Below are 24,631 nucleotides of genomic sequence, written 5' to 3'. Positions count from 1 at the left end.
CCGCCGAATAGGCACTTTACGGGCGTGTTCCGCATGGCCCTTGTTCTGAATGCATGGACTCGGCCGGCAGGAACGATGAGCGCGGCTTCATTCATACAGAAGCCTGCGTAAGGAGTACGGAATGACCGATCACATTGATCCTTCCTTCAACCCGGACGAAGACTTCCCTCGTATTTCCACAGGCAGCGAAGGACTGGACGACATCCTCGGCGGCGGCCTGGACCCGAACCGGATGTACCTCTACGAAGGCAGCCCGGGCGCCGGTAAAACCACCATCGCCATGCAATTTCTGCTGGAGGGCGTTCGTCAGGGCGAACAGGTCCTTTATGTGACCTTGTCGGAAACCAAGCAAGAACTGGAACTGGTCGCCAAGCGGCACGGGTGGTCGCTCGAAGGCATCGACGTGTTCGAGCTGGTAACCCCCGAGGCCAGCCTCGACCCCGAGCTAGAACTGACCGTCCTGCATCCGGCAGAGATGGAGCTGAGCGAAACCACTCAGCAAGTCTTCGACCGCGTGACACAAACCAACCCGACCCGGGTAATCTTCGACAGCCTCTCGGAAATGCGACTGCTGGCGCAAAGCCCGCTGCGCTATCGGCGTCAGGTTTTGGCGCTCAAGCACTTCTTCACCACCCGCCGCTGTACCGTGATCCTGCTGGACGACCAGACCTCGGAACTGGGCGACCTGCAGCTGCACTCGATCTCCCACGGCGTGGTCATGCTGGAGCAGCTGGCCATCGACTACGGCGCCGAGCGGCGGCGTTTGCGCGTGGTGAAGATGCGCGGCATCCAGTTTCGCGGCGGCTATCACGACTTCGTCATCCGCAAAGGCGGGCTGCAGATCTTCCCTCGCCTGATCGCGGCCGAGCATCACTCCCGCTACATTGGCGAGGCGGCCTCATCCGGCAATGCCGCACTGGATATCATGCTTGGCGGCGGTCTGGAGCGCGGTACCAACGCGCTGTTCGTCGGGGCAGCGGGCGTCGGCAAGTCGTCGATGGCATTGAGTTTTGCGGTAGCCGCATGCAAGCGCGGCGAGCAGGTCTCATTCTTCGTCTTCGACGAAAACATCGCCACGCTGCTGGCGCGCGGACGGTCGCTAGGGCTTGCCATGGAGCCCTGGATCGAACAGGGCCTGCTGCATCTGCAACAGGTTGATCCGGCTGAGTTGTCACCCGGTGAATTCACCGCAGCCGTGCGTCGCAGCGTTGAAGAGCAAGGCTCGAAGCTGGTAATCCTGGACAGCCTCAATGGCTACCTGCATGCGATGCCGGATGGCCGCTTTCTGATTCTGCAGATGCACGAGCTGCTGAGCTATCTGGGGCAGAAAGGCGTGATCAGCATCATGGTGCTGGCCCAGCATGGACTAGTGGGCCCAATGGATACGCCAATCGATATCAGCTACCTCAGCGATGCGGTTATCATGCTGCGCTACTTCGAGCACGCCGGCATCGTCCGCAGGGCCTTGTCCGTGGTCAAGAAGCGCAGCGGGCGGCACGAGAACACCGTTCGCGAATACCGGCTCAGCACTACCGGCGTCGAGGTCGGGCCACCGCTGAGTCACTTCAGCGGGATTCTATCGGGCACACCGGAATACACCGGTGATGCGACTGAGCTACTGACAGACGAGCATGACGACGCCCACTAAACCAGAGCATCCGCTGATCGTCGTCTACGCCCCCATCGGCCGGGATGGCCCGGCCACAGCCGAACTGCTGCGCCGCAGCGGCATGGATGCGGTGGTCTGTCATGGCGTCGATGAAGTGCTGCAACGCGCCGAAACCGATGCCGCGGCGGTGTTCATCGCCGAAGAAGGCCTTTTTGGCCATGATCTACAGGCCTTGTCCGACTGGGTCGATCAGCAACCGCCCTGGTCGGACTTTCCGTTTGTGGTCCTCACCAGCAAGCACCAACAGCCCGCCGTTGCCGCCTGGCGTCAGCGCATGGTGGCGGCGCTGCGCAACGTCTCGCTGCTGGAGCGGCCGGTGCAGAGCATCACCCTGACCAGCGCCGTTCAGGCCGCCGTACGGGGTCGCCTGCGTCAGTACGAAGTGCGCGCACTGATCGACGCGCGCGAACGGGCCTCACAAGAGCTCGAAGCGCTGGTGGTGGAGCGCACCAGCGAACTGGAACGCACCAACCTCGAATTGCGCACGCAGATGGCCGAGCGTGCGCACATCGAAGAAACCCTGCGGCAAACGCAGAAGATCGAAGCCATCGGCCAGCTTACCGGCGGCATCGCCCACGACTTCAACAACCTGCTGATGGTGATCTCTGGCGGGCTCGACATGCTTGATCGCCGCGCCGATCCAGAGCGCCGCAAGCGCCTCATGGACGGCATGCGACAAGCCGCCCAGCGCGGCTCGGCACTGACCCGTCAGCTGCTCGCGTTTTCCCGCCGTCAGTCATTGGCGCCGGAAGCCGTCGACCTGGCTCAGCGGATCAGCCAGATGCGCGAACTGCTCGACCGCAGCTTGCGCGGCGATGTGCACGTGAAAGAAGAATTTGCGTCGGACCTTTGGCCCGTCGAGGTGGATCCAGGCGAACTCGAGCTGGTCATCCTCAACCTCGCGGTCAATGCGCGCGATGCCATGCCTGAAGGTGGCTCGATTCTTCTGCAGGCCTGTAACGCTCCCGGCGAGCAGGTGCTGGGTCGCCGGGGCGACTTTGTTCGCCTGGCGGTCATCGATTCCGGCGTCGGCATCCCTGCTGATGTTCGCAATCGGGTCTTCGATCCCTTCTTCACGACCAAGGAAATCGGCAAGGGATCCGGGCTCGGCCTCGCTCAGGTTTACGGCTTTGCGCGGCAATCCGGCGGCACGGTGTGGATCGATACCGAATGCGGCCAGGGCACCAGCGTGGTGATGTTGCTGCCGCGCTCGGCCAACTTGCCGAGCCCGGCGAAAGACCAACCGCTGGTGAACGAGCCGGCCCGGCGCTCGGTGGGCAACGTATTGCTGGTTGATGACGATGACGAAGTGGCCGCACTGGTGGGCGAGATGCTCGAACACCTCGGCTATGAGGTGACCTATGCCGCCAGCGCCGCGGCAGCGCTGGGTGCGCTCGCCAATGAGCGGGAAGTCGATGTCGTGTTCTCCGACGTGATGATGCCCGGCGGCATGAACGGCCTGGAGCTGGCACGGGAAATCCGGGCGCGCCAGTTCGGTGTGCCGGTTCTGCTCACCAGTGGCTACGCCGAGGCAATCAAGCAAACGGCCGAAGCCGAAGGCGTACAGGTGCTGGCCAAACCCTACCGGCTGGAAGAATTGGCAGCGGCCCTCAAGGGCGTGGTCGAAACCATCTTGGCCCCCCACAGCCTTGCCGCTCGCGATGTGCATCGCCTTGATGGCTAGGGCCCGTCGCGCGCACTCCACCAGAACTAAGCGCATCCCAGGCCGTCGAAACGCCAGCCCTACGCTTGCGGTACGCCGCATCCGGCCGCCTCCTCTTGCATCGCGCTCGTCTGCGCCTCAATCACAAGGAACCGATCGATGCTCACTGCTGACAACCAGTCCCGCCGAACCTTCCTGGCCCCTCGCACCCCGATTGCTTATGCCTTCAGCGGCCTGCTTTTATCAGGCGCCGCACTGCTCGCCCATGCCGATGAACAGGCTATCGCGGCGCGCGACGCGCAGAACAAGCGCTGGAGCCAGCAGATGATCGAGCAACCCAAGCATCAGCCGCCAGCGCTCGACGCGAAGTACAACCACATCATCACCTTCGGTCAGTCGCTGGCCTCGGCAGCCGAGGGCTGGCCCGCGCTGTCGAAAAAGCCGGGCTACGACAACCTGATGCTGGGCGACGCGACGCGCTCGGCGACCTTCAGTGGTGATCGTTTCGTGCCGGTCGGTGGTGCCGCGTTCAAGCCGCTGCAGGCGGTGGTGCAGCTCAAACGTGACCCCAAGGTTCTGCTCCACCCGCAGGCCGTCGCGCAGTTGGAAGAACAGGCGCAGGAAGAAGGCGAGTCGGTCGAGGTGGGCGCATTGAACATGGCCCGACGGCTCTATCTCGACAGCAAAGGCATCAAGGCCGACCCAGAGCATTTGCTCGTCGCCAGCAACGCCGCCACCTCCGGCCGTTCCATCGCACAACTATCCAAGGTCGGCGGCACTCACGAATACAAGCGAGTACTCCAGGTGGTGGATCAGGCCCGGCAGGTCGCGCAAGCCGATGACGCCAGCTACACCCTCAGCGCGCTGTTCTGGTTGCAGGGCGAATATGACTATGCCGAAGTCCAGGGCGGCATCAACGACAAGGCCACCTACAAGAAGATGCTGCGTCAGTTACGCAACGACCTGAACGAGGACACCGCCAAGGCCATCGGCCAGCAGCGGATGCCTGCGTTCATCAGCTACCAGACCGACGCCAAGACGTCGGTCGTCGATGGCAGCCTGGACATCGGTCTTGCGCAGTGGGAACTGGCGAAGGAAGAACCCAACTGGTACCTCGCCGGCCCGGTCTATCCCTACGTCGACAAAGGCACGCATCTATCCGCCAATGGCTATCGCTGGTTCGGCCAGATGCTCGGCAAGGTGTTCCATCAAGTGGTGATCGAGCAACGTGGTTGGCAACCGCTGTCACCGCTGCGCGCGACCGTCGAAGGTCGTGAAATCCTGATGGACTTCCACGTGCCACATCCGCCGCTGGCGTTCAGCGAGCCCTATCTCGGGCACAAGGCGCAGATGATCGAGAACTATGGTTTCGTCATCACCGATGACAAGGGCAAGGTGCCCGTGGAAAACATCGAAGCCGCTGCCGATACCGTGTTGCGGCTGGTTGTCGGTCGCGATCTGGTGGGCATCCCGACCATCCGCTACGCCAGCCATGCAACAGGCGGCGCCGGTGAGCTGCATGACAGTGACCCGACCGTAGCGGACGCCACCTATGAATACCTGCCCGACGAAGGCATGCCGGAAGAGGCAAACATCGAGGCGCTGGTCGGCAAGCCCTACCCGCTCTACAACTGGTCCATTGCCTTCGAACTCAAGCCCAGCCAAGGGCATGACTCGCCGCGCTGAGTCAGGCCGTGCTGCGCAGGCGGGCCAGGTCCTTGACCGGGGAGGCGCCGAATAAGCGGCTGTATTCCCGGCTGAATTGCGAGGGACTTTCATAGCCCACCCGGTATCCCGCTGCCGACACTTCCAACCCTTCGGCCACCAGCAACCGGCGGGCTTCCTGCAGGCGAAGCTGCTTCTGGTACTGCAACGGACTCATGGCCGTCAGTGCCTTGAATCGATGATGCAGGCTGGAGCTGCTGAGATTGACCCGTCGTGCTAACTCATCGATGCGCAGCGGCTCGACGTAGTTGCGGTTGAGCCACTCGATCGCATCGTTGACCCGGTGCGACTGACTGCCTTGCAGCGCCACCGCCTGAAGGTGGTGTCCCTGCGGCCCGCAGAGCAGTCGGTAGAAAATCTCGCGCACTGCCAATGGCGCGAGGACCGGGATGTCCTTGGGGTTGTTTAGCAGGCGCACCAGCCGCAGGGTGGCGTCCAGCAGCGGCGCGTCGATACGGTCCAGATAGAGGCCACGCCCCGCGGTATCTTCCGGCGCTGGCGCCGGGTTGGCGTCGGCAACCAGCCCGGCAATCAGTGATGGGTCGATGTCCAGCCGAATGCAGATGTAAGGCTCCTCGCTGGACGCCCGGATCACGCAGCCGGCAACAGGCAGCGTCACCGATACCACCAGATAGTGCAGCGGGTCGTACCGATACAGCTCGTCAGCCAGGCGCACTTCCTTGCCGCCCTGAACGATGACGCACAAGGCCGGCTTATGCAGGCCATAAGTCATCTCGCCAGGCGTTGCGCAGCGGATCAGATGCAGCGGCTCGATGGCGGTCGGGTGCATACCGTCGCCGCTGACCGCGCCTTCGACCAGCCGCGCCAGCTCGGCGCGCTGTGCGCTGGTCTCGTCACTCGATGGGGAAATGAAGGAATTCATGAGCAGCGGGTTCCGGAAACGGATGAAACAGCTTAGCAGTTCGTTTGATTTTGCCTGAGCGATGAGGACCTTTGTGTGCAGAACCCGGCGATTCGCGGCGGAGCATCCGCAGCCAGCCAATGTGCGTCTCCGAGCGCTGTCATCGCCATGACATAACGTGATGATATTTTGCCACCACTACGCATTGAGTGCCCTGCCGTGATTCGACGGTTCCTGTCCTCCCCCACGTTTCCTCAAGCGCTGTTGCTATCGCTCTGTATAGCCACGCTGGCATTCCTGTGGGGAACGTATTGGCACCACGGACAGACGTCGCGAAGGGCGGCGTTGCAAGCCAAGGGCGCCGAGCATCTCAGCCTGGCCCGTAGTGCCGTGGAGAACTTGCAACAACGCGTCGACCGGGTGCGGGTCATCGGTCACCTGATGTTGAGCGACGGCTTCAGCTCCGACGATCAAAGCCTCGTTCGCATGCTTGCCGAGGATCCTACTCTCAAACGCTTGAATCTCTACGATCTGAACGGACGCCTGCTCGCCAGCACGTCTGACTCCCCGCCACTGCCAGAACAATGGCTCGCGGAACTCCACGCCCATATTGCGCAACACGGTAACAAGCCCCTCCTGCCACGACTTATGGCGTTGCAGCAGGCCGCAGCGCCTGCAAGCTGGCAGTTGCCTTTTCTGATACCGCTGACCGGCCCCGACTCGATTGAGTTGAAGCGCATCCTACTGGTGCAGCTGGACGTCAGCCCACTCGCCGTTCTACTCAATCACGCCGACCTGGGCGCTACCGGGCTGGTGCGATTACTGGACAGTGCTGACGAGGGACGGCTCCACTTCACAAACGGTGGCATGACCGCCGCAGGCAAACGCCTCAGACCCGGTCTGCCTGCGGCGTCGGATGTCGGCATGACCATCCAATACAGCACTGATCAGGAATATCAGAGCCTTTACAGCCGCGCTCGTGATAGTGGCTTCAGTGTGGTCGTCAGCCAGCAGATCGACGACATTCTCGCGGCCCACCAGCGCAATTTCAGCCGTCAGTTGTGGATGAATCTGGGCATGACGCTGCTCATCCTCGGCGGGGCAATCTGGGCGATGCGGCTGTTGCAGAGGCGTCACGAGGCATTCTGCGCGCTGGAGCAGGCCCATCGGATCGACCAAGAGCGGATCAGTCGTCTGGAGGACGAACATCGGCGCAGCACCCATGCAGCCGCTACCGACCACCTGAGCGGCCTGCACAATCGCCGGCAATTCCTGGATATCTGCGCTGAAACCCTGGCTCGCCAGCGCAATCTGCGACGTTTGATGGCGATACTCTTCATCGACATGGATCGCTTCAAATCGATCAACGATTCGCTGGGGCACAAGGTCGGGGATCTGCTACTGCAGGCCGTGGCGGGCCGGATCAGCCGCACGCTGGAGCCCGGTGATCAGGCGGCTCGCTTCGGTGGTGATGAATTCGTCGTGCTGCTCGCCGGCGACCGAAGTGAAGAGCAGATCGATACCTGGGTCCGCGATCTGGTGAACAAGCTCACCGCCGTCTATGCCCTCGATGAACATGAGGTCAACACCAGCCCGAGCATCGGTGTCAGCATCTGTCCCCGTGATGGTCAGGAGGTCGACGGTTTGATCCGCTGCGCTGACGCCGCGATGTACTCGGCCAAGCAGTCCGGCCGCGGCCAGTATCGGTTCTTCGACCCCTCCCTGAACCTTACGGATATCAATGAATTCTCTCTGGAGCAGTCGCTGGTTGCCGCGTTGAGCGAGCGGCAATTCGTCCTGCACTATCAACCGCAAATCCAGCTGGATTCGATGCAGGTCTGCGGATATGAGGCGCTGGTGCGCTGGGAACACCCGCAATTCGGCCTGCTCTACCCGGATCGCTTCATTTCGCTGGCCGAGCGCAGCGGGTTCATCGTCGCGCTCGGCTGGGAAGTGATACGTCTCGCGCTCGAGGAGCTCAAGCACTGGCGGGCACAAGGTCGTTCCTCGCGTTTAGCCGTCAACGTCTCGGCCATCCAGCTTCGACAAGCCGATTTCAGCGAGCGCTTGCTGGGCGAGCTGGCGCAGCGTGGCATAGAAGCCTGGCAATTCGAGCTAGAGGTTACCGAAACGGTCGTACTCGATGATGAAGGGATGGCGGTCGAACATCTCGAACGGCTGCGCGTGGCCGGGCTGAATATCAGCCTTGACGATTTCGGGAAAGGCTATGCGGGCTTCGCCCACCTGCACTCGATGCCGCTCAATACCCTGAAGATAGACCGGGCGTTGATCGCCCCACTGTCGAACAGCTATGACGACAACCCCATCGTCTCGTCCACCATCACGCTGGCGAAGCGCCTGGGTTTGACGGTGGTGGCCGAGGGCGTGGAAACACGGGATCAGCTCGTCTACCTGAAGCTGGCGGGCTGCGACATTGCCCAGGGCTATCATTTCAGCCGCCCCATGTCAGCCGAACAGCTCTATCAATACGCTCCGTTCACCCGAACGGCGGAACCCGTTTGTGGATGACGCAGCAGCCCGCATCACGGGTCTAGCATTGACAAAAAAACGCCGGCACTGAGGCCGGCGTTTTCGCAACAAGGATCGATCAGCTACGGGCGCGCTCGGCGTCGCGCAGTGCCTTGACCTCATCATGGTTGCGCTGCACGCCCTGCATCTGACGCTCGACCACCGAACGCACATCCATTGGCAGGTCCTTCTCGAGCGCTTTGCGGTAGCTCTTGAGGGCAACGTCTTCGCCACGCTCGCACTCGTTGAGGATGGACTCGTCATCCTTGCCGGTGACCTTGGTCTTCAGGTCGACCCAGCGACGGTGCATATCACCGGCAGTGCTGGTGGAGGTTTCCGGATCGCCGCCCATGGTGCGGACCAATTGCTGCAGCTCAGCGGCTGCCGTGGCGCAATCCTGGGCACGTTGATTCATGGTGGTCTTCAGCTGCGGATTCTTCAGGTCATCAGCGCATTCGCGGAAGCCCTTCTCACCGTCTTTACTGGTTTCGATCAGATCGTTAAGTACGGAAATCGTGTCTTTGGTATCCATGAAAAGTCCTCCTAAGAGCTTATGAACGGCCGGAACAAACACGGCCAACCTGTTAAGTCGACTGTGCCGTTTCGATAAAGGTTCAGCCCGTCTGCCCGGTGGGACCGCAACGTTCAGCGAGGAAAGGACAGGCTGAAGCAGGTAACCGACGCGTCGCTGGTCACCCGCACTTCACCGCCATGCAGCTGCATGATCGAGCGCACAATTGCCAGCCCCAACCCGCCAGAGTCGCCCGGTTGGGCACGTGACGGATCGCAGCGATAGAAGCGGTCGAACAGCCGCGGCAGGTGTTCGGCTGCAATCGGCTCGCCGCTGTTTTCGACAGTGATCACCACGTTATCAGCGGTACGCTCGCAGCTCACGCGGACCTCCGTTCCCGTCGCGCCATAGCGCAGCGCATTGGCGATGAGGTTGGCCAGCGCCCTGCGCAGCAGATCCGGATCGGCGTGCAGGCTGCCGCTCGCCTCGTTCACTACCCGCATCTGGTGCTCTTCGGCAACGCCCTCGAAATAATCACCGAGCTGTTCCACCGTTTCGGCCAGGTCGATGTCCTGCCGGTGAATTGCAGCATCGACCTGCTCGGTGCGGGCTAAAAACAACATGTTGTTGATCATCCTGGCCAGACGCTCGTATTCCTCCTGATTGGAAGCCAGCAGGCTCTGGTAATCCTCCAGCGAACGCACCCGCCGCAAGGTTTGCTGGGTCTGGCCCATCAGGTTGCTGAGCGGGGTGCGCATCTCATGCGCCAGATCCTCGGAAAACCGCGACAGCTGGGCAAAACCGGCCTCCAGCCGCGCCAGCATCTGGTTCAGTGCCTCGCTCAAGGCCCGCAACTCGCTCAGCTCGGCACTGTCCTCGATGCGCAGATGCAGGTGCTGGACGTCGATCGCCAGCGCCCGGCGGGTCAGCTGACGAACCGGCCGCAGTCCTCGTTCACTCACCAGCCAGCCCAGCAGAAACGCCAGTAGCGCACCGGTTGCCAGGGCCAGCCAGAGTTTCAGGCGGTACGCGGCAAGCATCTGCTCACGCTCGCCCAGCAATTTGCCGGCGATCAACGTCAGGTCGCCGCTTGGTCGTTCGATCTGTATCCAGGCCAGCCGCGCCTGATCACCCAGATCCTCCAGCCGTGGGTGATCCGACGGCGGCAACTGCGGGATCGGCAACTGAACGGGATTGATCTCGATCAGCGGCGCCCCACTCTCCCCCAGCACCCACAGCAGACTGTCGCGATTGCCGAGCATGTTGGCGTAGAGCTGAGGTCGCTCGCGCAGCACCTCGATGCTGTCACTGTCATCGAGCAAGGCCGCCATGCGCTCCAGCCGCCCGAGCAGCGCCTGGTCGTCGCGCCAGGCGATCTCGCGCTCCAGCGATTGATAGAGGTAGAAGCCAATCGCACCCAGCAGCGCCGTGCTGACCAGCGCAAACATCAGTGCCAGACGCAGGCTCAGCGAGCGTGGCAGCAGCTTCATTCCGGCACTTCCAACAGGTAGCCCATGCCGCGCACGGTGTGGATCAGCTTGGGCTGGTAAGGGTCGTCCACCTTCGCCCGCAGCCGGCGGATCGCGACGTCGACGACATTGGTATCGCTGTCGAAATTCATCTGCCAGACCTGCGAGGCGATCTGCGCCCGCGACAGCACTTCGCCTTCGCGGCTCAGCAGCAGATGCAACAGGGCGAACTCCTTGTTGGTCAGCGTCAACCGCTCACCCTGACGCGTCACCCGACGGCGCAGCAGGTCCAGCTCAAGATCGGCGACCTTGAACTGCTCGACTTCGCGCGGCGGCCCGCGGCGCAGCAAGGTGCGCACCCGCGCCAGCAGCTCAGCGTAGGAAAACGGCTTGACCAGATAATCGTCGGCGCCCAGCTCAAGGCCCTTGACCCGGTCCTCCACGGCATCGCGCGCGGTGAGGAACAACACCGGCGTCTGCGCCTTGCGCCGCACGATCTGCAGCAGCTGCCAGCCGTCGATGCCCGGCAACATGACGTCGAGGATGATCAGGTCGAACTCGCTTTCCTGAATCAGGTGCTGACCGTCCAGGCCGTTGAGCGCGACCTCCACCAGATAGCCCGACTCGCTCAACCCCTTGCGCAGGTAATCAGCTGTCTTGAACTCGTCTTCTACTACCAGTATGCGCATCTGCTTCCTCCGGGCGAGGCGCATAGGCTAGGCGCCCACGAGCGTTTATCCCATTACAAATACGTAATGCGCAGGCAATGGGTTTGACGGGGCCGACCGCGCAGGATGGCGCCACCTGCTCCACGGAGCCCATTGAGGAGAAACCGATGCGCATTGTCCCCCTTTCGTTGGTCGGCCTGGCCCTTGCCAGTGCCCAGGCCATGGCCATGGCCACCACGCCGCAGCCTGTTACCCAGCAGAACGTCTCGCTGCAACTGGCCAATGCCTTGCTCGACTCGACCATGGCGGCCTGCCATGCCGAGGGCCGTACCGCCGCGGTGGCAGTGGTCGATCGTGGCGGCAACTTGATCGCGCTGCAGCGTGACGACAATGTCGGCCCGCACAACACCATCGCCGCCCAGCGCAAGGCCTACACCGCGTTGTCCAGCAAGACACCGACCCGCCTGTTCGGCGAGCGCGCCCGCAACAACCCGGACGCCGCCAACCTCAACACTTTCGATGAACTGTTACTGCTCGGCGGCGGCGTTCCGCTGCGGGTCGGCGATGAAGTCATCGGCGCCATTGGCGTAGCCGGTGCCGGCGGCGCCGAGACCGACGAGGCCTGCGCCACTCAGGCAATCGCAAAACTGCTTCCTTCCACCCGTTAACCGGAGCTCAACATGACTAACCTGAAAACCCTTTGCGCCAGCCTCGCTCTTGCCAGCCTTTCCAGCCTCGCCATGGCTGCCGACAACCCGCTCAGCGTGCATGTGCTCAACCTCAACGACGGCCTGCCCTCGCCTGATGTGAGGGTCACGCTGGAAAAGCAAAACGGTAAGCAGTGGACTGCCCTGAACGATGGCGTGACCAACCAGCAAGGCCGCATCACCGCGCTCTATCCGCAGGACAAGGCGCTGGAAAAAGGCACCTACCGCGTCACCTTCAAGACCGGTGACTGGTTCGAGGCGCACGATACGGCGAGTTTCTTTCCGGAAGTCCCGGTGATCTTCGAGGTGGACGGCACCGTGCCGCACTACCACATCCCGCTGCTGCTCAACCCATACGGCTTCTCGACCTATCGGGGCAACTGAGCCATCAGAAAGGGCCGACTGACAGGACACCAGACGGTTTACACCTGTCAGTCGCGGCCTCGTCTAGGTCTGCTGGCTGCCACCCAGCGGCCCAGGGCGGCCGAGCAGATAGCCCTGCGCCTTGGTCACCTGAAGCTCGCGCAGGATTTCCAGTTCGGCCTCTGTCTCGACGCATTCGGCGACGATCTTGCAGTCGGTCTCCTGACCGAAGCGGATCAATGCCGACGCCAGCGCCCGGCAGTCGCGGTTGCTGTCGATGTTGCGGATCAGGCTGCCGTCGAGTTTGATCACGTCCGGCTTGAGCTTGAGGATGTGGCGAAAACTCGCATAGCCGGCACCTGCATCATCCACCGCCAGCAGCAGGCCCTGCGCGCGCATGGGTTCGAGCGCTTCGGCGATCAGGTCATAGTCGCGCACCGACGCGTGCTCGGTCACCTCGAGCATCAGCCTGTCCAGAGGCTGGCCGTCCAGCAGGGTTCCGAGTGCCCCGGCCAGGATCGTTTCCGGCGAGACGTTTAGCGACAGATAGCGATCCTGGCGAATGCCACCCAGGCATTTCAGGGCTTCCTGGACGAGCGCCATTTCCAGTTCGCATTGCAGACCGACCTGCTCGGCCTCGCCGAACCAGAGATCCGGGGTACGTTGTGGTTCGCCGGAGAATCGTGCCAGCGCTTCGTAGCCCACCACGTCGTTCTGCCTCACATCGACGATCGGCTGATACACGACGTTGTACGCCTGTTCACTCAGCACGCTGTTGATGCGCGCGAGCCGCTCCTCCTGTTCGCGCTGCTCCTTGGCCTGGGTCTCGAGCAACCGGCCGGCAAAATCGGCGAACAACCGCAGGGTATCCAGATCACGTTCGTTCAAGGTGCCGTCAGGCTTGGAACTGAAGCAGCAGAAGGTGCCGTACAAGCGACCATCGCTGAAACGGATCGGCACGCTGATATAGGCGCCGATCGACAATATCTCGGTGATGGGCAGCGCCACCGCTTCGGGCAGTTTGCTGGTGTCGGGGATCAGCTGTGGCAGCCGGCCATCCACCACCCGCTGGCAGTAGCTGTCTGAAAGACGATCGGAGCCGCCCACACATATCGGCGGCGGATCGCTACGGCCGCTCACATGGCGGAACACGCGAAAGCCCTGCACCATCTCGGCGACGAACGCGACATCCATGCCCAGGTGCGAGCGCACTGAACGCAACGCTTCGCAGAGCATGTCGCCTACCGTATGGCCCGCTGTTTCCAGGTCCCGCAGCATGGCCGCCGGGTCGCCGCCTCGCTCGAATGCCTCGGGTCCCAACCGAACGTTCTGCAGCATTCACACCTCCGGTGAAATAGCCGTTTCGTTTTCGACGGCTCGGGTTGACGGTCCTTATCCAGCGGCGAGCACAAGTGCGCCCCGCTGCATCATTGAGACCTTTGGCCAGTGTTGTTGGTTTCTGGCGACTCGCCTGAGTTTTCCGGACGAAGGGTCCCCCGCTGCGTGCTTCTAACGTCGATTTGCCTGGCGCTGAACGTCCTGAACCGGTCTGGCCTGCATCCTGGCGGCTCCATCGATTGGCTGAATAGCTGTTGATCACAAGCAGCCACGCCATAGCAGCCCGCAGCCGCCAAACTCGAAGAGACCCACAAACATAGCCAAGTTGCCGTCCCCGTTCGTTCATGTAACGGACCAGCTGCACGGCCGTCGCCGAGAGCAGCGGCACCATGCTTTGCCAAATGTGACCAATCATTTCACGCTAAAGATTGTCCCAAGGGAGTAGCCGCCGCCTCGATGCGGCGCTCCGATCAGTTGAAACCGCCCTTCGAGCCTTGCTTACGATGCCGCAATACCTCGCCCCCGTTCCTCGCTGGGAACCCGAAGAACGCCCCTCGATGCCGGGCTCGCCGGCGATCCTGCTGCATCCCATGCCGCTGCGCATCGCCTATGCCTGTGTTGCCGTACTGGTCGGCATCACCGGCGGGCTGGGCAACGCCCTGTTCATCGCCAACCTGCCGAGCATCCAGGGCGATCTGGGCCTGACGCCGTCCCAGGCGGCCTGGCTTCCGGCGGCCTATTTCATGGTCAGCGTGTCGGCCAACCTGCTAATGATCAAGTTTCGCCAGCAATACGGCCTGCGTCGCTTTGCCGAGATCGGCCTGACGCTCTACGCATTGCTGAGCATCGCGCATGTTTTCGTCGAAGGCTTTGAGATGGCCGTGTTCGTTCGCGCAGCCAGTGGCCTGGCCGCTGCGACCACCTCCTCCCTGGGCCTGTTCTACATGCTGCAGGCGTTTCGCAAGGTCGATCTGCCCAAGGCGGTGATCCTCGGCTTCGGCATTTCCCAGCTGGGCACACCCCTGGCCTGGCTGATGTCCCCTGCGCTGCTGGTGATGGGCGAATGGCATCGCCTGTATGTGTTCGAAAGCGGCCTGGCGCTCTGCTCGCTGGCCGCCGTGGTGGTACTCAAGCTACCGCTGGGCGAGCGCATCAAGGTGTTCGAACCGCTGGATTTCCTCACCTTCGCCCTGTTGGCTCCCGCGCTGGCGTTGATCGCGGCGGTGCTGGCCCAGGGTCGCATCCTCTGGTGGACGGAGGAGCCCTGGCTGGGCTACGCCCTGATTGCCGCGCTGCTGCTGTTCTGCGCCGCCTTCATGATCGAGCATCACCGGCGCAACCCGTTGTTGCACACACGCTGGCTGGGCACTGCCGAGATGCTGCGCTTCGCCTTCGGCGCGCTGGCGTTGCGGCTGCTGTTGTCCGAACAGACCTATGGCGCGGTGGGCCTGCTGCAGACCCTCGGCATGGGCACCGAACAGCTGCAGCCGTTGTACGCGGTGATCCTGCTGGGCCTGGTCATGGGCATTGCCGGCAGCGCGATGACCTTCAGCCCGACCCGGGCCTTTCCGCAGATTCTGTTGTCGATCGTGCTGATTGCCATCGCCAGCTTTCTCGATATCGATGCCACCAACCTGACCCGTCCACACGACATGTTTCTCAGCCAGGGCCTGCTGGCCTTCGCCAGTGGCATGTTCCTCGGTCCGCTGCTGATCACCGGTATCGGCCGGGCGCTGCGTAACGGTCCGAACTATCTGGTGACGTTCATCGTCTTGTTCACCATGACCCAGAGCCTCGGCGGCCTGGCCGCGCCAGCGCTGTTCGGTACCTATCAGGTGATGCGTGAGAAGTACCATTCCAGCCACCTCACCGAACAGGTGGTGGCCGGCGACCCGCGGGTTGCCGGACGCTTGCAGGCCCAGAGCCAGGCGCTGATACCGCGCCAGAGCGACCCTCGGCTTCGCCAGGCACAGAGCGCGGCGCAGCTGAGCCAAGCGGCCACACGAGAAGCCAACGTGCTGGCCTTCAATGATGTATTCCGGCTGATCGGCATGCTTTCCATCGGCGTGTTCGGCTGGACGCTCTATCGCACCCTGCGCATTGCGCAGCAGAACAGGAATTCCGCCTCTCCATGAGCGAACGCACCCAACCCGAGGAACAGCAAAGCCTGCAGCCGGCCCAACCCACGCAGCCTTCTGCGGCTGCGACCGACGCGGGACCGACCCCGGACGATCCGCCGAAAACCATCAAACCGAGCCGCCGATCGGTGATCCTGATGGTGCTGGTAGCGCTCATCGGCGTCCTGGCGATCCTTTATGCCTGGCAGCTGTGGCCGTTCACCGGCCGCGTGGCGGTCACCGAGAATGCCTATGTGCGCGGGCAGATCACCGTGCTGGCGCCACAGGTCAGCGGCTATGTGACCGAGGTGCTGGTGCAGGACTTCGAAGAGGTCGAGCAAGGCCAGCCATTGGTGCGCATCGATGATCGTCAGTACCGCCAGCTGGTCGAACAGCGCAGGGCCGAGCTCGCAGCGCGCCGCTTCGAGCTCGAGAACCTGGCGCAGACCCTGGCCTCCAACCGGGCGACGCTGGCCGCCCGCCGCGCCGAACTGGCCGCCGCCGAAGCGGAGCTGAAACGGGGCCTGGCGGATGAGAAGCGTGTCAACGAGCTGGCCGAACGGGGTTCAGTCTCGATCCGCGAGCGCGATCAGATCCGTGCAACCGCTCGCGCCGACTCGGCCCAGGTGCAACAGGCGCGGGCGGCCATCGACATCGCCGAACAAACGCTGAAGGCCAGCGAAGTCTCACGCGGCGGGTTGCAGGCACAGGTAGAAATCGCAGAGTCGGCGCTCAAGCGCGCGCAGATCGATCTGGACAATACGGTAATCGAGGCGCCGCGTGACGGGCAGGTCAGCGAGGTCACGGTGCGCCAGGGCCAATACGTGACGGCCGGCTCGCAGCTGCTGTACCTGGTGCCGGAGCAGCTCTGGATAATCGCCAACTACAAGGAGACCCAGACGTTCGCCATGCGTCCCGGCCAGCCGGTCGAGATTGAAGTCGATGCCTTGGACGGCGCGCGGCTCCGCGGCCATGTACAGCGCCTGGCCCCTGCCACCGGTTCTGAATTCAGCGTGCTACGCCCGGACAACGCCACCGGCAACTTCACCAAAGTGGTTCAGCGCGTGCCAGTACGCATCTCCATCGCCCCGGATCAGCCACTCGCCAAGCGGCTGCGCCCCGGTCTGTCGGTGGTGACTCATGTGGATACCGGCGCCACAGAGGCAGCGGAGCGATCCACCGCGGACAGTACGCAATGAGCGGCCTGGTCCGCGCCCTGCGCCGGCTGATGCCAGGTCTGCTGCTGGTTACGCTGGCCGGCTGCATGCCGCCTCGGCAGCCGCTTCCGCCTGAAGCCGCGTTCACCCCACCGGCAGACTGGCGGGAACCGGGATCGAACATGGCCGACGTGTCCGCGACCTGGTGGCAGGCGTTCGGTGATCCTCAGCTGACGGCGCTGGTCGAGGCGGCACTGGCGTACAACACCGAGGTGCTGAGCGCCGCTTCTCGCGTGGAACAGGCACGTGAACAGATCCAGCTATCGCGGGCCGCGCTGCTGCCATCGCTCGACGCGGCGCTGGGAGCGCAACGCACCCGCGAACTCAGCGTTCTGGGCATGACCCATACAACGGCCGTGCAGCCGGCATTGCAGGTGTCCTACGAGGTCGACCTCTGGGGACGGCTCCGGCGCTTGAAGGATGCGGCGCAACTTGAATATCGCGCGACCGAGGCCGAGCGCGACGCCGTCAGCTTGGCAGTGGCAAGCACCACCGCCCGAGCGTATGTGTCGCTGCTGTCGTTGGACCGCCAGCTGTACGTCACGCGTGAAACCGTCGACTCCCGCCGAGAGGCGCTGCGCGTCGCCGAGGACCGCGCAGCCCTCGGCTACACCTCGCAGCTGGAGCTGACCCAGGCGCAATCGGAATACGAAGCCGCCGCCGAATTGCTGCCGCAGCTGCAGCAGGCCATCCGGGAGCAGGAAAATGCCCTGCGCCTGCTCACCGGCCGCTTCCCAGGGAACGTGGAGCGCGGCGCCGGGCTGCTGGCCATCGAGCCGTCTCCGGTGCCGGGCGTGCTGCCTTCAGAGCTGCTGCGCCGCCGCCCGGACATCCAGCAGGCCGAGCTGCTGCTCGCGGCCAGCAGCCTGAACCTGCAAGCCCAGCGTGACCGATTCCTGCCGCAGGTACAGCTGTCTGCCAGTCTCGGTCGGCTATTCGTCAACTCACTCGATTACGACCCGGTGCGTGTCTGGGATCTCGGCGCCAGCGTGCTGGCACCGATATTCGATGCTGGCCGCCTGGAGGCAGGCGTGAACATCGCGGTCGCCCAGCGCAACCAGGCGGCCTTTGCCTACCGCGCCGCGGCGCTGGACGCTTTCAGGGAAGTGGAGAACAGCCTTTCGGCGGTCAGTAATCTGCGCCAGCAGCTAGCACGCGTCGCGGCTCGCCGCGCGGTACTCGAGCGCTCCCTGACCTACGCTGAGGACCGCTACCGCGCGGGCTATTCGTCCTACCTGGAGACCCTCGATGCCCAACGCAACCTGTTCAATACAGAACTGGCGGCCGTACAGCTGCGCGAGAGCCGGCTCAATGCGCTGATCAGCCTTTACCAGGCATTGGGCGGTGGCTGGCAAGCCGAACCCTGATCAGAGGCACTGAGCTGAGGGCTCAGCGGTTGAGGATCGACCCGTCAAATGCGTTGGAGACCGGCGCAGTGATCGACGCCGGACGTCCAAGCAGATAGCCCTGCCTGGATCCGCGCCTTGCGGGTGCGGACCCTGAACAGTTGGCCAGATACTACTGATACAAATGGCCATGCTGTGTTTTCGGCGACGGCCGGCTCTAGACCGCGCCTGTTGCTCTACCGCTATGCTCAGGCATCCCGCCGGACCACACCGGGCCCTGTACGCCGGCCAACCACAGCCACCAGATCAACCACTAGAAACAGCAGAAGACTGCCGCCCAGCACCGGCAGGCAGTAGCCGAACAACAGCGCTACGGTGGCCGTGACCCAGCGAGCACGGGGTGACAGCTTATGCATCGCCTGGACTATCCCCTGCCCGCCGACTCGACGTGGCATACGACGTCGCCACCACATCAGATAACCGAAAGCCACCAGCACCGCCAAGCCGAGCGCGGTAGCGGCCAGCAACAGCTGATTGGCCAGACCGAACAGCGACCCCATATGCGCATCGATCCCCCAACGCGTCAGCTTCGCGGCGACAGGAAAGCTCGCGAAATCGGTGCGATCGGTGATCTGCAGCGTGCGCGGATCGATGGCCACGGCATCGACCTGGGTGGGCCAGCTGCGGTCGATCTCGGTCACCGTCCAGGCACGATTCGGCCCGGCGGCGGGCATGATTTCGACCTTGCCAGCGTCTATGCCGCCCTCACGTGCAGCGCGCAGCACGCTATCGAACATTTCCGTTCAGCGGTTCGTGTCACCGGCATGGCCATCCCGGTGTGGTGCGCGTGTTCACCCGCAGCTTTTACCGCTTCACCATCCAGCGCCGTGGACACGCTCGGCGTCGACATGCCCAGCGCCGCCCGCGCGACGCCGATGTTGTCGCCCGCCCAGCGCGACCAGGTCAGCCCCGTGGCGGAGAAAAACAGCAGCCCGATCAACAGGCACAGCCCCAGTGTGGAGTGCCAGTGCCTCAACCCTTTTGAGCGCGTACCCGAGGCGCGCCGCCGCCTGATGATCCACAACGCGAAACCGCCCAGCGCCGCCACCCACAACCAGGACGCCGCCAGTTCGCTGTACAGCCTCCCCGGTTCGCCGAGCAGCAGACTGCGATGGAACTGGTCGAGCCAGGTACGCAACGGCAGCACGCCACTGGTGCCGTAGACGAGCAAGTCACCGCGGACTTCAACAGTCACGGGGTCGATGAACACCGCGCGACTCTCTGACTCGCCCAGCTCTGACGATTTGAACATCACCCGTGTGGTGGTGCCCGGTTCCGGCGCCGGGCGCACCGCCGACAGCGTCGCCGCTTCGCCGACATGGGCCTGGGCAATCTCGATCTGTCGGGCCAAGGGTTGCGGCGTGCCGGTGCTGTCGGTGTACAGCTGCTCGGCATAGAGCCGATCTTCCAGTTGCGGTGTCAGCGCGTAGACCAGGCCGCTCAGCGCAGCAACGAAGATAAAAGGGCCGACCAGCAGCCCGACATACAGGTGGAGACGAATCAACAGCGCCAGCAACGGGTGCTGCGTGTGGGAAACCAGGGGTGGCGCCTCGGGGCGGGCGCCAGTGGTACTTGAAGTCATGACTATTTACTCGATCAAAACGGCAGCAGCTTCTCTGTAGGAGCCAGCTTGCTGGCGATCAATGGCACTGTAATGGATCGGGATCGCGAGCAAGCTCGCTCCTACAAAGGCGGGACCGTATTTTCGCGCTGCCGGCCGGGACGCAGGCCTGCAGCAAGGGCCAGCAATTAGCGGCGGCACGCATACGCGACCGCCGATGGCTACCGGTCAGATCAGGGGTTATCGATCAGGCGAGCGGGGATGCGCGGGGATTCAGTGCAGGCCAACGGTAACGCGGCGACAGCTGCGGCGCGGTTGCTGTGCGCAGGCTGCCGACCCGTACCAGATGAGGTTGATGGAGCACCGGCGAGCCGGTCGTAATCGCAGCGAGAGATTCCGAACCCGCCGCACAGCAGCAGGGCATCCCCTGGTGATGACTGGGCTTGGGCGTAGATTCATCGACGTGGGCGTGCTGGACGTGGCCGGTGTGATGCTGGCTGGCCTCGGCCATTGGGCAATGCCCGCCCGTACCGTCCATTCCTTGCATATGCGCGGCCATCAGCGGCATCGCGAACAGATGCAGCAGAACGGCAAAGGCCGCTATCCAGATAGGCGCACGACTAGGGCGACGCATGACGGGCAAGCTCCAGCAGAAGCGGAAAGCGCCAGGCGCGTTGAGCGCTGGCGCAGCGAGTTTACTTGGTTGTCTTGGCTTTGCTGCGTTTGGCTGGCTTTTCCTGCACCGCCTTGGCGCTCGCCTCGCCTGTTAACGTGATCCAGGTCGGCGCGTGGTCGCTGGCGTGTTCCTGATCCCGCACCCAGCGGTCCACCCCGGCATCGACAAGCCGCGGCGCCAGATCAGCGCTCAGCAACAGATGATCGATGCGCAGCCCGGAATTCTTCTGCCAGTGCTGGCGGAAATAATCCCAGAAGGTGTAGATCCGCTCATTCGGATATTTGGCGCGCAACGCGTCAGTCCAGCCCTGAGCCAGCAGCCGCTCGTAGCATTCACGGCTCTCGGGCTGCAGCAGCGCGTCCTTGGTCCAGGAGCGAGGATTGTAGATGTCTTCGTCAGTGGGCACGACGTTGTAGTCGCCGGCCAGGACCACAGGATGGCCACTGTCGAACAGCCCAGCGGCGTGTTCGATGAAGCGCTCAAACCAAGCGAGTTTGTACTCGAACTTAGGCCCCGGCTGCGGGTTGCCGTTGGGCAGATAGAGACAGGCGACGATCACCCCGTGGGCGGCAGCCTCAAGGTAGCGGCTGTGTGTATCGTCCGGATCGCCCGGCAGGCCGCGGCGGATTTCCAGCGGGTCGTCGCCCTTGGACAGAATCGCCACGCCGTTCCATGACTTCTGCCCGTGCCAGATGGCGCCGTAGCCGGCCGCACGGATGTCATCGATGGGGAAATCGGCGTCCTGCGCCTTCAGCTCCTGCAGGCAGACCACGTCCGGCTGTTCGCGCTCCAGCCATTCGAGCAAGTTGGTCCGACGGGCACGGATGCCGTTGATGTTGAAGGTGGCAATTTTCAGGGAGTCCACGGGTAGCCTCGCGCCGATTCATGACCCTTGTTGTGACTCGTCACGGGGCAGCGGGGTTCGCCGTGTTCAATTACCCCTACACCCGTGACATGCGTGTGGACTCCCGGTGTCCCGGTGGGCTGAAGCCCACCCTACAGATCGCAGTGATACGAAACCCGCCCCAGCCATAGATCGGCACACGTAGGGTGGGCTTTAGCCCACCAAAACATGCGTGTGGACCCTCGGTGGGCTGAAGCCCACCCTACAGATCGCAGTGATACGAAACCCGCCCCAGCCATAGATCGACACACGTAGGGTGGGCTTTAGCCCACCAGACGGTGCGTGGAGGTTTGACTCAACGCACTTCCCAGTAGCCTGGCGCGTTGTAGATCTGCTTCAGATAATCGATGAAGAAACGGACCTTGGCCGGCAGGTAGCGCTGCTGCGGATACACTGCCTGGATGTCATAGGCCGACAACGCAAACTCGTCGAGCACCGTTACCAGCTCGCCGCGCTTGAGCTCCGCCTGGATCTCCCAAGTCGAGCGCCAGCCGATCCCCAACCCTTGCTTGACCCAGTCGAATAAGAGCTCGCCGTCATTGCAGTCGAGGTTACCGTCTACTCGCACCGCTACCTGCTTGCCGTCACGCAAAAAGGTCCAACCGCGCTGCTGCCCGCCTTGCAGGTTGAACGCCAGGCAGTTGTGTCGCGCCAGGTCTTCCAGGGTGCGCGGCACGCCCTGTCGCTCGAAGTAGTCCGGCGCGCCGCAGACCACGCGGCGGTTGGGAAACAGCTTGATGGCGACATAGTTGGGATCGGTCACCTCGCCGATGCGGATGCCCATGTCGTAACCGTGGCGCACCAGATCGACCACGCTGTCGGTGAAGTTGAACGACAGCTGCAGGTCCGGGTAGCGCGCCTGAAAGGCTGGCGCGTGCGGCCCGATATGCCGGCGACCGAACGCCGCCGGCGCCGAGACCACCAGATGCCCACGCACCGAGGTGCCGTGGTGGCTGATGCTGGCATCGGCTTCCTCGAAATCCTTGAGCAGCCCGCGGGCGCGCTCCAGGTACTGCTCGCCAAGATCGGTCAGCGCCAGCCCGCGCGTGGAGCGGTGCATCAGCTTCACGCCCAGGTGTCGCTCCAGCGCATCGAGTCGGCGGCCCATTACCACTGGCGTCACGCCTTCCTTCAGCGCAGCGGCGGCAAAGCTGCCGTTTTCAGCGACCAGCACGAAGCTGTGCAGGGTTGTATAGCGATCCATTCGATACTCCTGATATCGACAGAACTGAAGTTTCGGCCAATTCCCTCGTTCCGGCCAGCCCTTCATGCTTGGGCCACGTATAAAAACTATCGAAACAGAGCCGTTCACGATCTTGCGAGCTAGAGACCTGCAAGGCAAAAGCAGGCGAGGAAGCGGGGTTTGCTGTTGCAAATGAGCATTCCGAGCCTGGTTTTAACGCAGCAGGGCCGACGCGCAGCAGATCGTGAACAGGTTCTAAGCCAAGAGGAACGACAGATGGCCCGAATGAGAGCAATCGATGCCGCAGTGGCGGTATTGCGCAAGGAAGGCATCGACACCGCCTTCGGCATCCCCGGTGCCGCGATCAATCCGCTGTATTCCGCCCTGCGCGCCGACGGCAGCATCCGTCACATTCTGGCTCGCCACGTCGAAGGCGCCTCGCACATGGCTGAGGGTTACACCCGCACCAAGGCCGGCAACATCGGCGTGTGCATCGGCACCTCGGGCCCGGCCGGTACCGACATGATTACCGGCCTCTATTCCGCCTGGGCCGATTCGATACCGATTCTCTGCATCACCGGCCAGGCGCCACGTGCTCGCCTGTACAAGGAAGACTTCCAGGCCGTGGACATCGAATCCATCGCCAAGCCGGTCACCAAGTGGGCCGTGACCGTGCGTGAGCCAGCGCTGGTGCCGCGCGTGTTCCAACAAGCCTTCCACGTGATGCGCTCGGGTCGCCCGGGCCCGGTTTTGATCGACCTGCCGTTCGACGTGCAGATGGCCGAGATTGAATTCGACGTCGAGACCTACGAGCCGCTGTCCGTGTACAAGCCGGCCGCGACTCGCAAGCAGATCGAGAAGGCCATCGACATGCTCTGCGCCGCCGAGCGCCCGCTGATCGTGGCAGGTGGCGGCATCTACAACGCCGGTGCAGAAGCCCTGCTGGTTGAATTCGCCGAGACTGTTGGCGTGCCGGTGATCCCGACGCTGATGGGCTGGGGTTCGATCCCTGACGACCATCCGCTGATGGCGGGCATGTGCGGCTTGCAGACCAGCCACCGCTACGGCAACGCCACCATGCTCGCCTCGGATTTCGTGCTCGGCATTGGCAATCGGTGGGCCAACCGCCACACCGGTTCGGTGGAGGTCTACACCAAGGACCGCACCTTCGTGCACGTGGATATCGAACCGACCCAGATCGGCCGGGTGTTCTCACCGGACTTCGGTATCACCTCGGACGCAGGTGCTGCGCTCGAACTGTTCGTTGAAGTCGCCAAGGAACGCAAGGCCGCGGGCAAGCTGCCGGATCGTAATGCCTGGGCGGCCGATTGCCAGGAACGCAAGCGCACCCTGCTGCGCAAGACGCACTTCGACTCGGTCCCGATGAAGCCGCAGCGCGTATATCAGTGCATGAACAACGCGTTCGGCCGCGACGCCTGCTACGTCAGCACCATTGGCTTGTCGCAGATCGCTGCCGCGCAGTTCCTGCATGTGTACAAGCCGCGCCATTGGATCAACTGCGGTCAAGCCGGCCCGCTTGGCTGGACGATTCCCGCAGCGCTGGGCGTGGTCGCAGCGGACCCGACCCGCAAGGTGGTAGCGCTTTCGGGCGACTACGACTTCCAGTTCATGATCGAGGAATTGGCCGTGGGGGCGCAGTTCAAGCTGCCCTACATCCACATCCTGGTGAACAACGCCTACCTCGGCCTGATCCGCCAGGCGCAACGCGGCTTCGAGATGGATTACTGCGTGCAGCTGGGCTTCGAGAACATCAATGCCGACCACAGCGGCATGGAAGGCTACGGCGTGGATCACGTCGCGGTGGTCGAGGGCCTGGGCTGCAAGGCGATCCGCGTGTTCAAGCAGGAAGACCTGCGCCCTGCCATCGATCAGGCCCAGGCCTGGATGGCTGAGCACCAGGTGCCGGTCGTGATCGAGGTGATCCTCGAACGTGTAACCAACATCGCCATGGGCACCGAGATCGACGCCATCAACGAATTCGAGCCGCTGGCCGAGGGCCGAGAAGACGCACCGACCGCGGTCGCGTTGCTGGATTGATGGAA

The 24,631-nt window shown here is 63.2% G+C and carries 20 protein-coding genes; 10 read left to right on the top strand and 10 right to left on the bottom strand.

Features of this window, described 5'->3' with window-relative positions:
* Window positions 1-121: 121 nt before the first annotated feature.
* The 3 genes from ACQKEK_RS01420 (at window position 122) to ACQKEK_RS01410 (ending at window position 5,018) form a co-directional block, all read left to right on the top strand.
* Window positions 122-1,648 (top strand): ATPase domain-containing protein, encoded by a 1,527-nt coding sequence (locus ACQKEK_RS01420; RefSeq protein ID WP_499140832.1) that lies wholly within the window; start codon window positions 122-124, stop codon window positions 1,646-1,648.
* Window positions 1,632-3,353 carry a response regulator gene (locus ACQKEK_RS01415; RefSeq protein ID WP_499140831.1) on the top strand — a complete coding sequence of 574 codons (1,722 nt, stop codon included), beginning with the start codon at window positions 1,632-1,634 and terminating at the stop codon, window positions 3,351-3,353. The genes ACQKEK_RS01420 and ACQKEK_RS01415 overlap by 17 nt, the downstream gene beginning before the upstream one ends.
* Window positions 3,354-3,491: 138 nt before the next feature.
* Entirely contained in the window at window positions 3,492-5,018 is a 1,527-nt protein-coding gene (locus tag ACQKEK_RS01410) for a sialate O-acetylesterase (protein WP_499140830.1), read from the top strand.
* A 1-nt stretch (window position 5,019) separates the two neighbouring features.
* Here ACQKEK_RS01410 and ACQKEK_RS01405 read toward each other — a convergent pair whose 3' ends face one another.
* Window positions 5,020-5,940: an AraC family transcriptional regulator gene (locus tag ACQKEK_RS01405; protein WP_499140829.1), complete on the bottom strand. Its 921-nt coding sequence runs from the start codon at window positions 5,938-5,940 to the stop codon at window positions 5,020-5,022.
* A gap of 198 nt (window positions 5,941-6,138) precedes the next feature.
* Between ACQKEK_RS01405 and ACQKEK_RS01400 the strand changes: the two genes are divergently transcribed.
* A complete protein-coding gene (locus tag ACQKEK_RS01400; RefSeq protein ID WP_499140828.1) occupies window positions 6,139-8,448 on the top strand; it encodes a putative bifunctional diguanylate cyclase/phosphodiesterase in 2,310 nt (769 codons plus the stop codon).
* Window positions 8,449-8,527: 79 nt separating this feature from the next.
* On the opposite strand, the gene ACQKEK_RS01395 is transcribed toward ACQKEK_RS01400, so the two are convergent.
* From ACQKEK_RS01395 to ACQKEK_RS01385, 3 genes are all read right to left on the bottom strand, one after another.
* Window positions 8,528-8,980, bottom strand: coding sequence for a PA2169 family four-helix-bundle protein (locus tag ACQKEK_RS01395; protein WP_499140827.1), 453 nt, complete (start codon window positions 8,978-8,980; stop codon window positions 8,528-8,530).
* Window positions 8,981-9,093: 113 nt separating this feature from the next.
* The gene (locus ACQKEK_RS01390; RefSeq protein WP_499140826.1) at window positions 9,094-10,449 is read right to left on the bottom strand and encodes a heavy metal sensor histidine kinase; all 1,356 of its coding nucleotides are present in this window, start codon (window positions 10,447-10,449) and stop codon (window positions 9,094-9,096) included.
* Window positions 10,446-11,117 carry a heavy metal response regulator transcription factor gene (locus ACQKEK_RS01385; RefSeq protein ID WP_127838681.1) on the bottom strand — a complete coding sequence of 224 codons (672 nt, stop codon included), beginning with the start codon at window positions 11,115-11,117 and terminating at the stop codon, window positions 10,446-10,448. The genes ACQKEK_RS01390 and ACQKEK_RS01385 overlap by 4 nt, the downstream gene beginning before the upstream one ends.
* Window positions 11,118-11,263: 146 nt before the next feature.
* On the opposite strand from ACQKEK_RS01385, the gene ACQKEK_RS01380 reads away from it, so the two are divergent.
* Window positions 11,264-11,764 carry a GlcG/HbpS family heme-binding protein gene (locus tag ACQKEK_RS01380; RefSeq protein ID WP_499140825.1) on the top strand — a complete coding sequence of 167 codons (501 nt, stop codon included), beginning with the start codon at window positions 11,264-11,266 and terminating at the stop codon, window positions 11,762-11,764.
* A gap of 12 nt (window positions 11,765-11,776) precedes the next feature.
* Window positions 11,777-12,187 (top strand): hydroxyisourate hydrolase, encoded by a 411-nt coding sequence (gene uraH, locus ACQKEK_RS01375; protein ID WP_499140824.1) that lies wholly within the window; start codon window positions 11,777-11,779, stop codon window positions 12,185-12,187.
* A 63-nt stretch (window positions 12,188-12,250) separates the two neighbouring features.
* Here uraH and ACQKEK_RS01370 read toward each other — a convergent pair whose 3' ends face one another.
* Window positions 12,251-13,504, bottom strand: a complete 1,254-nt coding sequence (locus ACQKEK_RS01370; protein ID WP_499140823.1) for a sensor domain-containing phosphodiesterase — start codon at window positions 13,502-13,504, stop codon at window positions 12,251-12,253.
* Window positions 13,505-14,061: 557 nt separating this feature from the next.
* Between ACQKEK_RS01370 and ACQKEK_RS01365 the strand changes: the two genes are divergently transcribed.
* The 3 genes from ACQKEK_RS01365 to ACQKEK_RS01355 are packed head-to-tail and all read left to right on the top strand — an operon-like array spanning window position 14,062 to window position 18,205.
* A complete protein-coding gene (locus tag ACQKEK_RS01365) occupies window positions 14,062-15,639 on the top strand; it encodes an MFS transporter (protein ID WP_499141327.1) in 1,578 nt (525 codons plus the stop codon).
* The gene (locus tag ACQKEK_RS01360) at window positions 15,636-16,820 is read left to right on the top strand and encodes an HlyD family secretion protein (RefSeq protein ID WP_499140822.1); all 1,185 of its coding nucleotides are present in this window, start codon (window positions 15,636-15,638) and stop codon (window positions 16,818-16,820) included. The genes ACQKEK_RS01365 and ACQKEK_RS01360 overlap by 4 nt, the downstream gene beginning before the upstream one ends.
* Entirely contained in the window at window positions 16,817-18,205 is a 1,389-nt protein-coding gene (locus ACQKEK_RS01355) for an efflux transporter outer membrane subunit (RefSeq protein ID WP_499140821.1), read from the top strand. The genes ACQKEK_RS01360 and ACQKEK_RS01355 overlap by 4 nt, the downstream gene beginning before the upstream one ends.
* Before the next feature lie 227 nt (window positions 18,206-18,432).
* Here ACQKEK_RS01355 and ACQKEK_RS01350 read toward each other — a convergent pair whose 3' ends face one another.
* The 5 genes from ACQKEK_RS01350 to ACQKEK_RS01330 form a co-directional block, all read right to left on the bottom strand.
* Window positions 18,433-18,981, bottom strand: a complete 549-nt coding sequence (locus tag ACQKEK_RS01350) for a PepSY-associated TM helix domain-containing protein (RefSeq protein ID WP_499140820.1) — start codon at window positions 18,979-18,981, stop codon at window positions 18,433-18,435.
* The gene (locus ACQKEK_RS01345) at window positions 18,939-19,826 is read right to left on the bottom strand and encodes a PepSY-associated TM helix domain-containing protein (RefSeq protein WP_499140819.1); all 888 of its coding nucleotides are present in this window, start codon (window positions 19,824-19,826) and stop codon (window positions 18,939-18,941) included. The genes ACQKEK_RS01350 and ACQKEK_RS01345 overlap by 43 nt, the downstream gene beginning before the upstream one ends.
* A 226-nt stretch (window positions 19,827-20,052) precedes the next feature.
* On the bottom strand, window positions 20,053-20,439 hold the full coding sequence (locus tag ACQKEK_RS01340; RefSeq protein WP_499140818.1) for a DUF2946 family protein: 387 nt from the start codon (window positions 20,437-20,439) through the stop codon (window positions 20,053-20,055).
* Between the two features lie 61 nt (window positions 20,440-20,500).
* Window positions 20,501-21,346 (bottom strand): exodeoxyribonuclease III, encoded by an 846-nt coding sequence (xth, locus tag ACQKEK_RS01335; protein ID WP_499140817.1) that lies wholly within the window; start codon window positions 21,344-21,346, stop codon window positions 20,501-20,503.
* Window positions 21,347-21,680: 334 nt separating this feature from the next.
* Window positions 21,681-22,589, bottom strand: coding sequence for a LysR family transcriptional regulator (locus tag ACQKEK_RS01330; protein WP_499140816.1), 909 nt, complete (start codon window positions 22,587-22,589; stop codon window positions 21,681-21,683).
* Window positions 22,590-22,844: 255 nt separating this feature from the next.
* Here ACQKEK_RS01330 and gcl point away from each other — a divergent pair, with 255 nt between their 5' ends.
* Window positions 22,845-24,626, top strand: a complete 1,782-nt coding sequence (gene gcl / locus ACQKEK_RS01325; protein ID WP_499140815.1) for a glyoxylate carboligase — start codon at window positions 22,845-22,847, stop codon at window positions 24,624-24,626.
* Window positions 24,627-24,631 lie beyond the last annotated feature (5 nt).

The organism is Pseudomonas sp. NPDC077408, from assembly GCF_050269105.1.
Classification (GTDB): Bacteria; Pseudomonadota; Gammaproteobacteria; order Pseudomonadales; family Pseudomonadaceae; genus Stutzerimonas.
This window is presented reverse-complemented; position numbering and strand designations above follow the sequence as displayed.